The 17,160-nt window shown below is 45.1% G+C and carries 12 protein-coding genes and 1 pseudogene; 7 read left to right on the top strand and 6 right to left on the bottom strand.

Going from position 1 to position 17,160, the window contains the following annotated elements:
* Positions 1–505 precede the first annotated feature (505 nt).
* Both RFF05_RS12640 and RFF05_RS12635 read left to right on the top strand, forming a co-directional pair.
* Entirely contained in the window at positions 506–2,095 is a 1,590-nt protein-coding gene (locus RFF05_RS12640; protein ID WP_409967426.1) for a recombinase family protein, read from the top strand.
* Entirely contained in the window at positions 2,088–3,626 is a 1,539-nt protein-coding gene (locus RFF05_RS12635) for an ATP-dependent RecD-like DNA helicase (protein WP_409967425.1), read from the top strand. The genes RFF05_RS12640 and RFF05_RS12635 overlap by 8 nt, the downstream gene beginning before the upstream one ends.
* Before the next feature lie 80 nt (positions 3,627–3,706).
* Here the strand turns inward: RFF05_RS12635 and RFF05_RS12630 are convergent, their stop codons facing one another.
* Both RFF05_RS12630 and RFF05_RS12625 read right to left on the bottom strand, forming a co-directional pair.
* A complete protein-coding gene (locus RFF05_RS12630; protein ID WP_409967424.1) occupies positions 3,707–4,300 on the bottom strand; it encodes a Fic/DOC family protein in 594 nt (197 codons plus the stop codon).
* 1 nt (position 4,301) lies between these two features.
* Positions 4,302–4,475: a hypothetical protein gene (locus RFF05_RS12625; protein ID WP_409967423.1), complete on the bottom strand. Its 174-nt coding sequence runs from the start codon at positions 4,473–4,475 to the stop codon at positions 4,302–4,304.
* Positions 4,476–4,738: 263 nt separating this feature from the next.
* Here RFF05_RS12625 and RFF05_RS12620 point away from each other — a divergent pair.
* From RFF05_RS12620 to RFF05_RS12600, 5 genes and pseudogenes are all read left to right on the top strand, one after another.
* A pseudogene (locus tag RFF05_RS12620) lies at positions 4,739–5,248 on the top strand (polysaccharide deacetylase family protein); the annotation flags it as partial.
* 119 nt (positions 5,249–5,367) lie between these two features.
* Positions 5,368–6,744, top strand: coding sequence for an amidohydrolase (locus RFF05_RS12615; protein ID WP_409967422.1), 1,377 nt, complete (start codon positions 5,368–5,370; stop codon positions 6,742–6,744).
* A 45-nt stretch (positions 6,745–6,789) separates the two neighbouring features.
* Complete coding sequence (locus tag RFF05_RS12610; protein ID WP_409967421.1) at positions 6,790–8,121, top strand: YjiH family protein; 1,332 nt, start codon at positions 6,790–6,792, stop codon at positions 8,119–8,121.
* Positions 8,122–8,356: 235 nt separating this feature from the next.
* Entirely contained in the window at positions 8,357–9,019 is a 663-nt protein-coding gene (locus RFF05_RS12605) for a LuxR C-terminal-related transcriptional regulator (RefSeq protein WP_409967420.1), read from the top strand.
* Positions 9,020–9,090: 71 nt separating this feature from the next.
* A complete protein-coding gene (locus RFF05_RS12600) occupies positions 9,091–10,413 on the top strand; it encodes a YjiH family protein (RefSeq protein ID WP_409967419.1) in 1,323 nt (440 codons plus the stop codon).
* A gap of 261 nt (positions 10,414–10,674) precedes the next feature.
* On the opposite strand, the gene RFF05_RS12595 is transcribed toward RFF05_RS12600, so the two are convergent.
* The 4 genes from RFF05_RS12595 to RFF05_RS12580 form a co-directional block, all read right to left on the bottom strand.
* Positions 10,675–11,835 (bottom strand): Fic family protein, encoded by a 1,161-nt coding sequence (locus RFF05_RS12595; RefSeq protein WP_409967418.1) that lies wholly within the window; start codon positions 11,833–11,835, stop codon positions 10,675–10,677.
* A gap of 107 nt (positions 11,836–11,942) precedes the next feature.
* Positions 11,943–13,151, bottom strand: a complete 1,209-nt coding sequence (locus RFF05_RS12590; RefSeq protein ID WP_409967417.1) for an ATP-binding protein — start codon at positions 13,149–13,151, stop codon at positions 11,943–11,945.
* Positions 13,152–13,283: 132 nt separating this feature from the next.
* Positions 13,284–14,732, bottom strand: a complete 1,449-nt coding sequence (locus tag RFF05_RS12585; RefSeq protein WP_409967416.1) for a recombinase family protein — start codon at positions 14,730–14,732, stop codon at positions 13,284–13,286.
* Positions 14,733–14,985: 253 nt separating this feature from the next.
* Positions 14,986–16,974 (bottom strand): hypothetical protein, encoded by a 1,989-nt coding sequence (locus tag RFF05_RS12580; protein ID WP_409967415.1) that lies wholly within the window; start codon positions 16,972–16,974, stop codon positions 14,986–14,988.
* Positions 16,975–17,160: the final 186 nt, after the last annotated feature.

Here is a 17,160-nt window from a genome sequence, read left to right as displayed (position 1 = left end):
CCTCTTTTTTGGTGGTAATTCCCCTTGATATGTGTATGCACACATGTTATACTATATCCATAAAACAGAAAAAACGGCAGTATGGCGGGGTTGCCGCCCCACCATACCTGCACAGGTGATTCAACCACCTACACAACAGACTTTGTCTGCACCTTGTTTTAGTATACCTAACTTCTCCCCAAAATACAAGGGGGTAGTCTATGGAAAACAAGGGGAAGTTGCTTCTATGCACCGTGTAGGGATTTATCCTGCACGGTGTTTTCTGTTGCTCAAAACAGATTGGAGGCACACTATGTACAACCACGATTCACTACAATTGCTAAACATTCACGCCACGCAGGAGGTATTTTCTCCCATTCTCCCTCATATTCTATTGGAGACTTACGGATTTGGAGGGACAGCCTTATGACAAAGACAACGTACACCATCGAGCGATGCTTCGTTGGCGATCGCACTGCCAAAGAGCTGATAGCAACCTTGCTACAGCTTCATCAGTGAGGTGGCCATGAATCAGAACAAGCAACTACGGGTGGCGGGCTATGCCCGCCTCTCCCGTGAAGATGGCGACCGCTTAGAAAGCGATAGCATCCTCAGCCAACAACGGCTCATTGAAGACTACTGTTCCCACCATCCAGAATTTCAATTGGTGGATTACTACCCCGATGATGGCTACACTGGCACCAACTTCAATCGTCCCAGTTTCCAAAAGATGTTGGGCGACATTGAACACGGAGACATCGACTGTGTCATTTGCAAAGACCTGTCTCGGTTCGGCCGTGACTACATCGATATGGGTCACTATTTGGAACGCTACTTCCCCTCCCATGGCGTGCGCTTCATTGCCATCAATGATGGGGTGGACAGCCTCTCTGGGCCTTACGATATGCTTCTGCCCCTAAAAAACGTATTCAACACCCAGTATGCCAAAGACATCTCTGGAAAGGTCCGCAGTGCCTTCGCCGTGAAGCAACGCCGTGGTGAATTTGTAGGCGCCTTTGCCAGTTATGGATACTTAAAAGACCCCCAGCACCGCAACAAATTGATTGTTGACCCTGTGGCATCCCAAGTGGTACAGCGGATTTATGAGATGGCTGCCAATGGTATGGGTCAGATTCGCATTGCCCTTGTTCTCAACGAAGAAGGCGTCCCCTGCCCCAGCCAGTATAAGCGCTTGATGGGGGAGCGATACCACAACGGCAAACGGCTAGACACCACCCATTATTGGACCTACGCCACCATCCACCGCATCTTAGACAATGAAATGTACTTGGGTAACATGGTGCAAGGTCGCTCTATCCGTCCAACCATGCATGCCAAGGCCAAAGCAAACGACCGTGAACAATGGACTGTGGTGCCAAACACCCATGAGCCCATCATCTCCCAAGCTTTATGGAACACAGTGCAAGCCCAAATACGAAGCCATACCAAAGCCACTGATTTCAAGCACAACGTGGGTATCTTCGCAGGGTTTTTGCGCTGTGGCGATTGTGGACGAGCCATGGCCAAGGCCACTTGGAGTGGTCGCACCCATTACACCTGCGGTTCCTATCGTCGCTATGGCAAGGACATTTGCACCAAACACTATATCCCCCATACAGATTTGGAGGAGCTGATTCTATCTGATTTGAACCAGATTATCGCATCGGTGGGTGACTTAAAGCAACTGGCTGAGGAAAACCGCAAGCCAGCCAGTCCACAGCAAGACTCTGGCAACAAACGGCTAGAAGCCGCTTTGGATCGGGTTCTCCGCTTGAAAAAAGCGGCCTACGAGGACTATCAAGACAATCTCATCACCCGTGAGGATTTCAAACGCTATCAGCAAGAGTACAACCAGCAAGAAGAATCCCTCAACCAACAACTAGGGCAACTGGCCCATGTGGCAACCCAAGAAAACCCACTGGATGCCCCGTGGGTGGACGCCCTGCTCCAGCACGGTTGTCTCACCCAACTAGACAGAGCCACTGTAGCCCAAACCATAGAGGTTATCCGCATTTTCGAGGACAATCGGGTAGAAATCACCTATCGATTCTCCGCCGAGTTGGGGCTGTTACTAGATTCCATGAACACAGAGAAAGAGGGGAACACCCATGTATAATAGAGATAACATTACGCTAAAGCTACACCGTGAAGCCAGAGGAAAATACATCGGCAAAGCCATGGATGACATTGCACTGGGTGGCGACACCTATACATTTGAAGATGCGTTGCTGCAACAATGCCTACAAGAACACCCATATCTGCATCCAGTGGAATTCCGAGAGGATTTGCGGTGGATGCTCCAACAGGGATTTTTACAGATAGAAGGGAGACGCTTATATAAAAACCGCCTTCTCATTTGCGAAAACACTGTGGCAGAGCGATTGGCAACCATTTTACCAGACAACACCCTTCCACAGACCGATTTGCCCACCACCCTTGCAGTTGGCGACACCATCCTCACCGACGAACAACGTGCAGGCGTTGTGCTGGCACTTTCCCATCGCCTTTCCATTTTATTAGGCCCTGCTGGCTCAGGGAAAAGCACATTGATTCAAGCCATTTCCCAACAATGCACCGAAAAGGGACGCCAAGTGTTATGCGCCCCAACAGGCAAGGCCGCCCGTAACTTGCGTGACCGCACTGGATGCTATGCCAGCACGATTCATGGCGCAGTGGGAATTCGCCCTGACGAAGCAGACGTGCCTGTGGTATGGAATCATGTTCCCTTGGTGGTGATTGACGAGGCCAGCATGATGACCTTGGAAATGCTCCTCTGGATTTTAGAACGAGCCCCTTCCTTTTGTCGTGTGGTTCTGGTCGGGGATCCCCACCAACTGCCCAGTGTTGGCGCTGGCAACGTACTCTCTGACCTGTTAACCTTGGGGTTCCCCTCTGTCACCCTAGAAACCATTCATCGCCAAGAGGGCGGTGCAACGGCGCTACGCACCAACATCAAACGCTTCCACCAGCTGACCCACGTTGACCAGTTGGAAGAAGACGATAGTTTTCAATTCATTCAAGCATCTAGGCATGAAATCTCTGCAAAGCTATGCACCCAAGCCGTGGTGGCCTATCAAAATGGCGCCTCCACCCAAGTGTTGTCTCCCTACAACAAAGCAGGGGCTCTGTCTGCGGTGGCTCTCAATGCCGCCATTGCGCCCCAAGTCAATCCTCCCTTGAACAAAGCTTCCGTTACCTTATACCAACACCCACAACTGTGTGACGGTGATCGAGTTATCATCACCAAAAACAGCCGTGCCCAAGACTGCTGTAACGGGGATGTAGGTGTTTTGCATTTAGATGATATGATGGGTCTCTACCCTATCTTTTCCATCCACCTTCCCGATGGACGTACACCCACCTGGCGTCATACAGGGCACCTGCGCCATGTACTCCCAGCCTACGCACTGACCGTCCACAAGTCTCAAGGGAGCGAATACGATACCATTCTTTTCCCTGTGTCACCTAGCGCTTCTAGCATGCTAACACGCAACTTGCTCTATACTGCCATTTCAAGAGCCAAGAAAAAAGTCATTCTCATTGGAGATCGAGACGCTTTGCATGCGGCCATGCAAAAAGCCCCTCCTGCCAGAAACTCCAAACTAGTAGCCAAGACACGGATGCTTCTTCATAGACCATCAGCATAAAAGGGCGGAGCTAAAAGCTCCGCCCTTTTGGGTTTATTTTGGATATGGCACAGCCGTGCCAGTGCGGCCGCAATAACCATTTACAACTCGCTTATCATTTCATCAAAGACTTGTAGTAAAGTATCCCTCACACCGCTGGCGGCATGAATGGTTGCAATCATCATGCGGTCACTGTCTATTTTTGCAAAGTCCAAGGAATATCCTGCCTGTAGCGCTAACTGCCGTATATACAATCGCTGACAGCGACCATTACCTTCTCGAAATGGATGCAGATAATTTAAATTGGCATAAAAATCTACAATCTCCGTTATGAATTCATCACGAGGAAGTCCCTGTAAATAGTGCATTTTTGCAATACGTGCGAACATCAAAATTCCCAACTCATCAATACTCTGGCACTCGCAAAATTGCGTATGCTGTTTGGACATGTTAATGGTGCGGACAGTGCCAGCCCAGTCGTACAGCGCTTCAAACAATAATTTATGAATTTGTTTGTAGTAATTAAAATCTAACGCCCCTTCTAAGGGCTTCGCTTCAAATTGCAAGGTTTGCACACCAACAAGAAACAACTCCGTTTCATCGAGCTGTTGTTGATTGCGGATACCAAGCTTATTCACCAAAACAGAGGAGTCTGGATAGCAATCATGGCTGGTGGCGTCAATACTATAGGCCATATCAAACCTCTTGATACTTAGCGTTGATTTGCGCTAAGCAATCAGCCAAAGATGCGGTGCCGTCCAAAATGGATACATACATAGCCTGCATAGTCTCGGAAACTTCTAAGCCTTCCATATTTGCAGACATAATTAAGTTTGCCATACTTTCTTCGAAAGCTGGTGTTTGTGTCATATACATCACCTACCGCCTTTAGTGTACCACAAAAATCAGCAATTGAAAAGATGGGGCAAAAATATTTTGTGATGTCAAATAATACCAATCCAACACCACAAAACACTACCCTCAAAAAGTAAGCTTATATTCCTCTTATATGCGTAAAAACTTGCATTTTAAGCTTATCTGTAGTATGATAGTGAAAAGAGTAAAAGTGCGCAAACCCTTGGTATATAAGGGATTAGCGCACTCGTACATCAGCTTGGGGGAATGAGGATACCCAGATGCTCATTGACATTCTTGCCACCTATGATGTGAAAACTACCTTCTTCGTGGTAGGTGACTGGGCGGAGAAGTATCCGGAGTCGGTGCAGGCGCTTGCTGATGCTGGGCATGAGATTCAGAGTCACTCTGACGACCATGCCCATTACAATGACCTCTCAGAGGCCGTCCTGCTGGCTGACCTCCAATCAGCCAACGACCGCATTGCCGCCATCACCGGCGTCACCCCCACCCTCATTCGTTGCCCCTACGGCGAGTACAACAACACCGTCATCTCCACCATCCGCTCCATCGGCATGGAGCCAATCCAATGGGACGTGGATACGTCCCACATGGATTCAAGTGATGTTATAAGTTACGAAAAAGCTCTAGATCTGCGGATAATTTCCGTATATCTAGTGCTTTTATTTATTTTAATTTACATTAGTTATAATCCACAACGCACAAGGTCTGTAGTGGAACGGTTTTTTGCTGTGTCATTGTGGTGTGCTAAGGTAGCAAAAATATGATGGATGATATTGGATATATACACCTTTAGTTCTATTTGCAAATACTTCTTTTGTGCGTAGTAATCTAAGCCAATCTGGTTTAATTTTATAGTAGAGAAATTATATTTGAGGAGGGTCATATGGAAACAATTCATCATATTTGGGAAAGCAAACGAGACGACATATCCAGTATCATCGCAAAATTATGGGAAAATCCAGAATTACCAATGAAAGAATATAAGTCTTCAGCAATTCTTGCAGATTGGTTGGAAAGAGAAGGATTTTCAGTTAAGAAAAACTTTTGCGATATGCCAACTGCATTTTTGGCAACTTTTGGAGAAGGCACCTATAACATTGGCATTCTGGCTGAGTATGACGCAATGGCTGGTCTTGACAACGATGCCTGCGCTCGCAGAAAAGAATTGGGAAATGAAGCAGGACACGCATGTATGCACTCTCATATCGGTGGAGCCAATGTAGGTGCAGCCATTGCGGTGAAAAACTATCTAGAAAAAAGCGGTAAAAAGGCGAAAATTACAGTCATTGGTACCCCTGCTGAAGAAATTATTTATGGTAAAATTGCAATCCAAGAACGAGGCGGTTTTGAAGGAATCGATATTTTGTTAACCTCTCACGTGGATTATCAAAATGGGGCTCTGTCAAGAATGTGTTCTCCTTGTGTATATGGTGAATTACAATTCAATGGTTTTTCTGACCATGCTGGGTCTCCCTGCAGCAAAAATGCATTGGATGCGGCAGAATTGACAGTGCAAACCATTGAAAAAATGAATGCACATTATTTTAAAAACACAAGAATCAATCATATTTACCGCAACGCAGGAAAGATGTCTTCGATTGTGCCAGACCAAACTTTACTTTGGCTAACCATTCGTAATATGGACTATGCACAGGCAAAGAACGACTATAAACAAATCGTAGAAATTGCCAAAGCGTTTGCCAATTTCACAGGCACCACATTAAAAGAAGGCTATATCTCTTCATCCAACGGATATTTAGCCAATGATGTGATTGGGAAGGCTCTGGATAAAAACATTCAGCGCTTGGGCGCACCTGCATATACAGAATCCGAATTAAGCACCATGGAAACATTCTGTGAAACTGTTTCTAAAAAGCCAACCATGACCTTAGACAAGACCATCGGCTATTTTGATCAGGGTTATGATATTTATGGCCAAGATGATGGCGAAATCAGTTGGCAAATTCCACTGGGGCGAATCAATTGGGCCGCACCAGAAGAAGTCCCCTTGCACAATTGGATTATGAGCGCTTTCGCAGGTTTGAAAGAAAGTCATGTAGGTGCCCTTTGGGCATCCAAAGTACTGTTTTTGACAGCTGTAGATTTAATTGACGATACGTCTATCATTGAACAGGCTAAAAATGAATTGCAACAACGGACACAAGGGATTACGCTAGAGAAAGCCCATGTGGAAAACTTCGAGATTTTTACCAAACAACCAGAGCTGTTTTGGGAAGCAAAATGGCATGATTACATCTAAGTTTCGCTATAGATAAAGGGTATAAAAATTTTAGGAGGATTAAAAATGAAACAAGAGAATAGAATCAAAAACATTTCAAAGTTGGTTGTTTTTACTGGGATTGGTATTTTGTATTACATGGTTCCCTTTACATATCAAGGGGATCTTACTATGTGCGTCGCCTTATTAAAAGACATTATAATTGGTTATTTTAGTCAATATTTGATTTTGTTTACAGTGGTATCCATGATTGCCATTGCCATTGCCACGCTGTTTTATAGCACAGTGGGTGCTGGGAAGCTGAGTAATGCATTGTTAAAAAGTTTGTTAGAAGCCAAAGTATTTACCATTTGTATGCGTATTGCTGCAGCTGTAATTTCTATTTTGGTGTACTTAAATGTAGGTCCAGAAGAATTGCTGAGTGCTGACACTGGTGGACTGATTGTGGAAGCACTGATTCCATCGCTGATTTGCCTCTTTTTCTTTGCCTTGTTGCTCATTTCCTTTTTGTTGGAGTTTGGTGCAGTGGAATTGATTGGTAAGTTACTACAACCAATTTTCAAACCATTGTTCAAGGTGCGTGGTTCTGGCGCTATTTTATCTATTGTGAGCTGGCTGGGGGTGGGTACCACCGGCATGGTACTCATTGATAAATCTTTTGAAAATGACCAACTGACGCAAAGAGAAGCCGTTACTATGTCTCTGTGTTTCGCCACCATTTCATTCCCCTCCATGTTTGTATATTCAACAGGGATTGCAGGCCTTGAAATTCAATATTTCTCTGCGCTAGTCATAACAATTTTGGTAGCTATGGTAATTTCTACCGTTATCTTGGCCCGTATCCCCACTATATCAAAGAAAAATCATACAATTTCTGTGGCAGAAGAAAATAAAAAGCAAAGTTGGAAAGAAACGTTTGATCTGGCCATCACACGGGCAGGGAATGGCCCCACCATTGCCACCATGTTCAAAAAGGCTTGTACCTCCATGTTTTGCATTTTCATCGAAGTGTTTCCATCTATTATTGTCATTGCAACTGCAGTGTTGGTGTTGGCCACGTATACACCCGCCTTTGACATCATTGCCATGCCCATCGCTCCATTACTGACATTGTTGGGTTTGCCAGAGGCACAAGCTGCCGCACCAGCCCTTATTATCGGGATTTCTGATTTGATTCTACCATATATCATTGCGTCCACCATTACATCGCAATTGACAATTTTTGTAATCTGCGTGGTTTCTATTAATCAAGTTTTCTGCTTCAGCGAACAAGTGGTTGTTTTGTTAAAGTCAAAAATGGGCGTTAATTTGGTAGATATTCTGGTGAATTTTATTCTTAAAACCATTATCTGCGTGCCCATTGCCTATTTCTTAGGGGTTTTATTTGGGCTTTCATAATTGTGAAATATATAAGGTCATTTTTTTGGTGCACGATACCTGAAAAATGACCTTATCCCCATTGATGTGCAGACGCAAAACTTTGGGGGATTACACATTGAAAATAATTCGCCACTTTATTATAATAGATAGTTAAAGGAAGTGGGTGGAGAATGTGATTCATCATAGGCATTTAAGCAATATTGTAAATAAAGTGAATAACGAAAAGTTAACCACAGACATTCGAAAGGTTTTCATGGATGAGTTGAAACATATTGTAGATTTTGATTTTGCAGTATTTGATTTATCAAAAAAAATGAAAAATGGTGGGGTTGAGTTATACAACCCTGTGATAGTCAGCGATTTTTCCCCAGATTTTGAAAGAGATTTCATCTATGAATATGATATGCAATTCAAAAATATCAGCTACAAATCTTGGATTCACAGCGAGGGGAAATCCTTTGTGTACAGAGATATTGATGTGATTCCCAATTTTATTGACGCGCAGAGTCAATATTACCTACAATATGTGGCAAAATATGGTTTTAAACATGTTTTAAATTGTGAATTTGCATATGAAAATAAAAATATTGGATTGTTGACCATTTACCGCTGTGAAGGTAAGAGGGATTACTCCAATGAAGAAATTGAATTAATCAAACTTATCATACCCCATGTTACATTGTCGCTGGTGAATTCAAATGATGTGTCGTTTACTGAACTTGCAGGCGGTGTTATTGTGCTGACAAAAAGAGAGACTGAAATTATAGCTCTGGTTGCGGAAGGCCTTAGTAACGGAGAAATTGCTAACAGGTTATTCATCAGCGCCAGCACGGTAAAGAAGCATCTCAACAATATATTTCAGAAAACAGGTTCTAAGAATAGAGGTCAATTGATTCGATTTTATAATAGCAGGTAAATAAAATAGATAAAACCATCGAATGATGTGCGAAAATCTGTTGTAATCCAAAAGGAGAAAGAAGGTTTTTTATGAGCACAACAAAAGCAAAAAATATGGCAAAGTTATGGATATTAACGGGATTGGGTGTCTTATATTACATGGTTCCTTTTACAGTAGATGGTGAACTCACCATGTGCATTGCGTTTTTAAAAGATTTGGTTTTAAACAATTTCAACTCAGTGATTATCGCAGCCATCGTTTTGACTATGGTTGCAATTGCAATCATCACTGTTTTGTGTGCTATGCACGTATTAAAACCGCAGAAAGGGTTCCTACAAGAATTTTTTAAGACGTCCTATTACACGCTATGTATCAGAATTGTGGCGGCAATTATAAGCGTTGCCGTTTATTTCGAATTAGGGCCAGAAGCGTTGTTAAGTGTAGATACAGGCGGATTGATTATCAATGATTTGATGCCGACACTGGTGTGCTTGTTTTTCTTTGCCTTGTTGTTGATTCCGTTGTTGTTGGAATTTGGCGGTGTAGAAATTTTAGGAAGAATTTTGCAACCAGTATTCTACCCCTTATTTAAAGTGCGTGGATCTGCATCTGTTTTGGCCATCATCAGCTGGCTCGGCACAGGGAGCAGTGGGATGATACTAACTGATAAAGCCTTTAGTGAACAAAAAATCACGCAAAAAGAAGCCACAGTGATTACATTGTGTCTGGCCACAATTTCCTTTCCCACCATGTTTGTATACGCAACAGGGATTGCAGGGTTGAATTCTAATTATTTCCCCTTTATGATTTGTGCAGTGCTGATTTGCTTGGGTATATCAACCGCTATTTTGTCTAGAATTCCTACCATTTCAAATAAAAATAACGAAGTAAACCATAGTGAAGCAGAACAACAAATTTCTTGGAAAGAAGAAATCGAGAGAGCTGCTACAATTGCAGGAAATGGTCCTGGCCCAGTGGAAATACTAAAAAAATGTTGTGATACGGTATTGTATTTAATTATTGAGGTGTTTCCATCTGTAATTGTCATTGCAACTCTTGTCTTGATGTTAGCTACATATACCCCTACTTTCCAAGTTATGTCCATGCCACTGGTACCGCTACTCACATTGTTAGGTTTGCCCGAAGCACAAGCAGCGGCACCTGCGTTTATTATAGGGTTTGCGGATATTATCCTGCCTTATCTCACTGCTTCTACCATAGATTCACAGCTTACAATTTTCGTTATTTGTGTGGTGGCAATCAATCAAATCTTTGGTTGCAGTGAACAAGTCATGATTTTGCTCAAATCAAAATTTGACATAAAAGTATGGGATTTGGTATTAAATTTTATTTTAAAAACCATTATATGTGTCCCGATTGCATATTTCCTAGGGGTGCTATTCGGGATTTAATGTATGCAAAATTAACTATTGAGTCAAAACCTTGGCGGATACAAATAGTTGGATGAATGTAAAATGGCATACCATACAACATGAACTGGACATGCCTCCCCCCCTTGAACCCACATCGCACGCTGATACGTCCCACACGGATTCAAGTGATTATGGAAGTTATGAAAAGCACTAGATAGGGAGTTTTCCCTGTCTAGTGCTTTTATTTTGTAAGAACAAATAAATCCACAGGGACACTGGAGGGTAATCTGCCCCTGTGTGTTAATTCACTTGATATTTCACCCGGTTGCCATAGCGTTGGGAACGCAACAGCTCTAGGCCTTCAAATTTCAGCACGAAGCCACGAATGGTGGCATAGGCGGCGTTACTGAAATCTCGTTCTAGTTGCTTGGTGGAGAAGGGTTCTTGTCCATAGCGAGAGAGTACGAAGTGCCACAAAGCTTGCTCTTTTTCCGTGATGACACCTTGTGTTTTGGCAACTAAAAAGCGGTCTATTGTAGTAAAATCTTGACTTTGTCGGGGAATTTGGTCATAGACAGACTCTTTGAAATAGCGAATAAAGGGTGTCATATCCAATAGGTTTCCCACCGAAAAATTCTCCTCAATTTGGGTGAAGCACTTGTAATATTGGTTTTTACTTTGATTGATATGCTTGGAAAAAGCGAAAAACAACGTGGAGGAAAATCCCTGTTGCACCAAGTACCACAGGTGCAAGAGCCGTGCCGTTCTGCCATTGCCATCAAAATAAGGATGTAGATAAGCGAAGTAAAAGTGGATGATGCAGGCTTTGGTCAGCTCTGGAATCTCGTCTTTTCGGTTGATGAAAACCACCAATTCCGCCATATACTGGGGCAATTTAGCCGCAGAAATTCCCTGATGATAGGTTTTATCCCCTGTGATATACACCGCATCATGACGATAATATTGCCCTGGCAGTAATTGGTCATCTATGCCTAAAAAGTCACCAACAGACAGCATATACAGCCGATGAAGGTTCTCTTCGGTAATGGCATTGGAGCGGTCGCTGATGAAATCCAACCCCTTTTTGATGCCGAAAATCTGGGCTTCTGATTGGTCGCTTGGGGCATAGCCTTCTACAATTTTCCGCACACTGTCACGGTTGGAATGGATATTCTCAATCCGCAACGTAAACTCAATTTCATCCTCCATGGCCTTGCGTCCGTAGGGATCCTGTTGCCGCGACAACAAGTGACGCATGGCGTCCTTAGGCATGATGCACTTGGCTGGATAATACACACAACTACCGCCGCCAAAGTCGTGAATTGGCAAGGATGCAAAGCCCATTACTTTAAGGGTGTCCAGCATCTCGGCCACCGCAGGCGCAGAATATTTGTATTGTAGCTTCTTCCAGACATCAAAATGCCCATCCTGTAGCATCGCCGTCAGCTGTTTTGTGTCCATAACAGTCTCCTCTGATATAATATAGTATCAATTAGTATCAGTTTATAGGAGCATACCCCATTTGTCAAGAGGAGATACATAGTTTTAGCAATCCATGCCTAAAAATTTTACACCTGCCCCAGTAAAAACCTCCGCAAGTTCAAATGGGTAATGCCGTTTTGACTCATATCAAGCTCGTCCAAGGACAGCACCAGTTTGGGGTAATGGTCGGGGATGCCGTTGAAGGCAGAGAACTCTCGCTCCACTGTTTCTGGACTGGCTAACAGGTAGCACACTTGCACATACAGCCGCTTGTCTTGCTTCTGCGCTACAAAATCCACTTCTTTATTGCCCATTTTGCCCACGGTAATTTGATACCCACGGCGCAGCAGTTCCATGTAGACGATGTTTTCCAAAATCAAATTGACATCCTTCAAATTACCGCCAAACACCGCTTCACGCATCCCTTGGTCGGCCATGTAATACTTCTCGTTCACCGCCAAAATCTTCTTGCCTTGAATGTCCTCACGCTTCACACGATAGAACAAAAAGGCTTCTTCGCAGGCCTTGATGTAATTCAAAATGGTATCTGGTGCCACCGTCCGCTGTTCGCTTTTGAAATACTTGGAGATAGCCGTAGCAGAAAAAGTATTCCCCACATTGGCCACCACATAGGCAATGATTCGCTCCAGCAAATCCACATCACGAATGTTGTTCCGCTTCACCACATCCTTCAGCACCACCGAATTGTACAGGTCTTGCAAGTAAATCTGACAAGGCTGTGGCTCATACCGCAGATTATTCAAGTACGGCATACCACCTAGCAACAAATATTGCTGAAATGCGTTATTTTCCGTAGAATCAGGGTTTGACTGGCGATATAAGTCCCAAAATTCTTGAAATGAAAAAGGGTAAATCACGAACTCCACATACCGTCCAGATAGGTAGGTAGCCAGCTCACCAGAGAGCAATTTGGCGTTGGAACCTGTGATGTAAATGTCGCAATCATAGGTGACTCGGAGAGAATTGACGCACTTCTCCCAGTTGGTCACCTCTTGAATTTCATCAAAAAACAAGTAGGCTCTGCCTTCTATTTGCTGGATTTGCGCCTCAACCGCTTGGTGCAAAGCCTCTGCATTTAACAGCTGTCGATGCTTCATATTCTCAAAATTGTACCCGATGAATTGACTGGGTTGCGCTCCTTGGGTCAACAGCTCTTGTTGAATCAATTCCAACATCACCGACTTGCCACTGCGGCGAATGCCTGTCAAAACCTTAATCAGCTCTTGGTTGATAAACGGTCGAATACGGGTCATGTACTGCTCACGTTGAATCATACGCCCACCTCCTTGGTGTTTTTCTTTTACGTTTATTTTATATCAGTTATAACGTTCAGTCAATAGGTAAATTTAATTTTTATTAGTTATAACTGATAAGATTTATAAAATTCCAATCTCATCAGTTATAACTCACACTTTCCACACCACTTCTACATTGTCGCCTTCCACGAGAATCTTCTCAATAAATGTGCTGGCGACGATTTTCTTTTCCTCGAAGGATAGGTCGTCGAACACGAAACCAGCAGGTTTCACAGGCTTCGGCTTCACTTCTGCTGCTTGGACTAATAGCGCTTGGCGCTCTTTTTCATACTTGGCGATGCCACGGTTGATGTAGGGGATGGACACATCATCGCTTTGGGCCAAGGCATCCACCAGACGGTCGATTTTTTGGTCAATCTCCGCCAGTGCCATGGTGATTTTCGGTGGTTCTTGGGCGATGGTATCGGGGCATTGGGCAAGCTGTTTGTCAAGCTCCACAGCGATGGACGCTTCCAAATCCTCCAACCGCACCCCCATGGACACATCACACAGTTTGAAGTTCGACCGCCCACTGCACACCAGATAATACCGCCGTGCGTCCTTATTCACCTTGATACTATACCCACATTTGGCGCATTTCAAAAGCCCTGTCAGCCAAGTATGCTTGCCACGACCATTGCCTCCCAAACGGCGATTTTCCGCCAATTTGTATTGGCATTTCAGCCATGTATCGGAGGATATCACCCCTGCATGATTGGCAAGGGATAGACTTTGGTCTTTCACATCTTGATACTTGTTGGCACTGCGGTCACGCTTGCCCACCAGCATAGCAGCATGGGTGCCATCGAAGTCGGCAATGTCATTGACCACGTTGGCGCCACGGCCTTGGTAGTAGATGTACACATCCTCATCAGCTTGGGCGTAGAGCGGACTATGTAGCATCCGAGACAGGTTCACATTGTCCCAGGTTTTTCGACCTGCAGGAGCGATGCCGTCGTCGTTCAGCCGTCGTGCAATCTGCCCCAAGCTCCAATCTCCTTGAGCGTACAGGTCAAACACACGCTGTACCGTGGCCATATCGGCATTGGGTATCAGGGTAGACGCCTGCTTGCCAGTGCCATCAGCAATCTTCCCCAAATCAAAGCCATAGGGTGCTTTCCCACCAGGCCATGCACCCAGTTTGGTGCGTTGATAATAGTTGTCACGAACACGCTCCGCCGTGGTTTCACGTTCCAACTGGGCGAACACCATGACGATGGACAACATGGCTCGTCCAATAGGATTTGTGGTGTCAAAAGTTTCGTTGACCGATACAAACTCCACTTTATGCCGTTGTAATTCTTCCCACAGGTTGCTAAAATCCGCCAACGACCGCGAGAATCGGTCTAACCGATAGACCACAATTTTAGAAATCAGCCCTGCCTTCACGTCTTCCATCATAGCTTGGAAGGCAGGGCGATTGGTGTTCTTGCCAGAGAAACCTTTGTCTTGATAGACCTGGACTTCCCCCGTAATGTGCTGTTGGCACAGGTCGATTTGCCCTTGAATGGAAAGGCTGTCCGCTTTGTCAACGGACTGCCGTGCGTAAATTGCCTCCAAAGCGGACACCCCCTTTCGTCAAATCAATTTTTTATGCCGCCGCTTCTACCGCCGCCGCCAACAATGCCGCCACCACCTGCCGACGTAATTTTTCCAACATCTCCGCCGATTGTTCCACCTGTGGGTGGATATGTACAATGCGCAATGGAATCACCTCCTTGTGTTGTATTAGCGTATGAGAACCCCACTGGTAAGATGCCAGAGACTTCCCTATTGCTTATATAATATGTATCTTGCCATTGGGCAGAATCGTTTAGCTGAAGTAGGGCAACTGAAACATGGTAGCAGACCGCCCATGACCTTGAAATTGAAGACCATGCACGTTGCAAAATTCTTTGAAATGCTGGGTTTTGCGCAAGCTTCCCCACGCATCAGTAGAAATATCCAGCACCTGACGCATTTTAGAAATGGCAATGGGTTTCCCGTCCCAAGTCACCAGAAACTCTGCCAGTTTTGCCATGGCGGTGGAAGCCCCTTGATAAGAGCGTGCATGGTTTTGCTTTACCAAAAAAGTGATTGGCACCGTTTCTTCCACCACCTGACACGCTGGAAACCGTGGCAGTAAATACGCCTCAACCCCTTTTGGCGGAGCAAAGAGGAACACATGGACAGGCTTGGATTCTCCGCTGTTCCGCAAGGCGCTACGATACAGTTCCTGCTCATACCGTGCAGCCAAGTGACGCGCTTCATACTCTTTAGCCAGTGGGGATTGCAAGTATGCACTGGCTTCTTTTGGGGTTGCCGCAGCGTGGTACTGCGTCATCAGGTCTGCAATTTCTTCTTCAAATCCAGCTTGTCTCCACGCCAAATAAGTCTGGCGCAGATACTCCTCTGGTGGCAACCGAGGATAGCCCAACAACAACACCGTTTGACAATAATTGAAGGCGTTAGAGCCATTGGTGCCACCAAAATAAGGAATAGGCAAGTTTTCGGCATTTGGGGTCATGAGGGCAATCCGCTCTTTGGATTTGGGGGACAAGGCATCATATATCCCTTTGCTTTGCTCTTTGTAGGTACAAAGAAACGCCGGCGCTGGGTGCCGTTCCAAGATATCATCAATCAGCAACGCCAAGGCATCTGGGAGCCATGCTTTCGTCCGCACAGCCCGTTTAGACAGGTTCATAGACGGGTCACGGTAAATGTGAAAGTGCAGCTGTGGCATAGGTGAAATTGGCAATTCGTCTAGCATTTGGCATGGAAAATGGACATAATCCCCATCCACACAGGCAGTGGCATCGAAGATGACCCGTATGATTCCAGCAAAAGCAGCAGACACTTTCAATGGTACTGTCACGGCAAACCCATTGTGCCTTTGGATGAACACGGGTGCTCCATGCCCTTGTCTCATGGCACGAAAACAGTCACTAATACTGGGTGTCTGATGGGTCAGTTTTTCTCCGCAAACCAATTCTAAATCTCGCAACCCTTGTTGCTGGCCTTCCTCCAATGCAAGGGAAACACACGCAAGAGGTGAAGTAGGTGTTAATGGCTGTGAAAATGGCAAGCGCAACTGCTGAAAAACGCGAGTGACAAATATAGAAAATTGCCGTTGCAACTTAGCCACCTGACCATCATAAAGATATTTGGTGGCCTGTTCCAACTCAGAGGACGCTTTGTTAACGGTGTGCATATTCACCGTTACAGAGGAATATAACTGTGGCTTTTCATCGGTGATGAGAAACCGCCGTGGCATTCCACCCTCCTCTCGGTTGAGATACCATTGCAATTCTCCACTGTCCACCAAGGTGTGGTACCGTGATTGGGTCATCTCTACCACCAAAGAGCGATGGGCATTGGTGCGCATAGTTTGCAAAGGGCAGTCGGCAAAATATGTGCAATCTTTGGGATGGCAGTCCAAATAATCACGCACCTGTGCATCCAAGCAGTACCCCCGACGAATGGCATTGTCCCCAAGACTTTGCATGGGAGTCATCAATGGGGCGGTGGCTTGGGGGAATCGTGCTTTGATCAAGTCAGAAATGGTTTCCAAATCTTCAACTTTTTGCACCACCAAGATGATACCGCCCAGTTCTGCTGAAAACGGGGACCCTCCCAGTAGGTGCTCGCAGAGGGTCAAAATAAAGGCTAGAATCCACGTGGACTTCCCGGAACCCGCCTGAGAAGGCACTATAATTGGGGTGGTGCAATCAATGGTAGACAACAGTCGCTCTGTGATGTAGCGCCAATAGTCCAAATTCAACTGCGCTCCACAGCTTTGGCAGAGGGCGTTTAGTTCTTCCATCACCCTCTTGGTAACCGCTTTGATACAGCTCTTGGTCAGGGGGGCCACCGACTCCACCAACTCCCCCTGTGAGGGGGGTGGCGGAGTGGAATTTTTTGTGATTTTTTAATGATGTGGTTTTCCATTGCCTGATTGGCCAAATTTTGACCATCCAGTTTCACCAACTTCAAAGGTTGATAGTTGGAG

Source organism: Bengtsoniella intestinalis, assembly GCF_039719005.1.
GTDB lineage: Bacteria > Bacillota > Clostridia > Oscillospirales > Oscillospiraceae > Oscillibacter > Oscillibacter intestinalis.
The sequence above is the reverse complement of the archived record's forward strand: the minus strand, read 5'-3'. Positions and strand labels throughout refer to the sequence as shown.

What these genes read in the sequence shown, in the direction of transcription:
- RFF05_RS12640 (WP_409967426.1), top strand. Translation starts at nt 506, where the DNA reads ATGAATCAGAACAAGCAACTACGGGTGGCGGGCTATGCCCGCCTCTCC.
- RFF05_RS12635 (WP_409967425.1), top strand. Translation starts at nt 2,088, where the DNA reads ATGTATAATAGAGATAACATTACGCTAAAGCTACACCGTGAAGCCAGA.
- RFF05_RS12630 (WP_409967424.1), bottom strand. Translation starts at nt 4,300, where the DNA reads ATGGCCTATAGTATTGACGCCACCAGCCATGATTGCTATCCAGACTCC.
- RFF05_RS12625 (WP_409967423.1), bottom strand. Translation starts at nt 4,475, where the DNA reads ATGACACAAACACCAGCTTTCGAAGAAAGTATGGCAAACTTAATTATG.
- RFF05_RS12615 (WP_409967422.1), top strand. Translation starts at nt 5,368, where the DNA reads ATGGAAACAATTCATCATATTTGGGAAAGCAAACGAGACGACATATCC.
- RFF05_RS12610 (WP_409967421.1), top strand. Translation starts at nt 6,790, where the DNA reads ATGAAACAAGAGAATAGAATCAAAAACATTTCAAAGTTGGTTGTTTTT.
- RFF05_RS12605 (WP_409967420.1), top strand. Translation starts at nt 8,357, where the DNA reads ATGGATGAGTTGAAACATATTGTAGATTTTGATTTTGCAGTATTTGAT.
- RFF05_RS12600 (WP_409967419.1), top strand. Translation starts at nt 9,091, where the DNA reads ATGAGCACAACAAAAGCAAAAAATATGGCAAAGTTATGGATATTAACG.
- RFF05_RS12595 (WP_409967418.1), bottom strand. Translation starts at nt 11,835, where the DNA reads ATGGACACAAAACAGCTGACGGCGATGCTACAGGATGGGCATTTTGAT.
- RFF05_RS12590 (WP_409967417.1), bottom strand. Translation starts at nt 13,151, where the DNA reads ATGATTCAACGTGAGCAGTACATGACCCGTATTCGACCGTTTATCAAC.
- RFF05_RS12580 (WP_409967415.1), bottom strand. Translation starts at nt 16,974, where the DNA reads ATGGAAGAACTAAACGCCCTCTGCCAAAGCTGTGGAGCGCAGTTGAAT.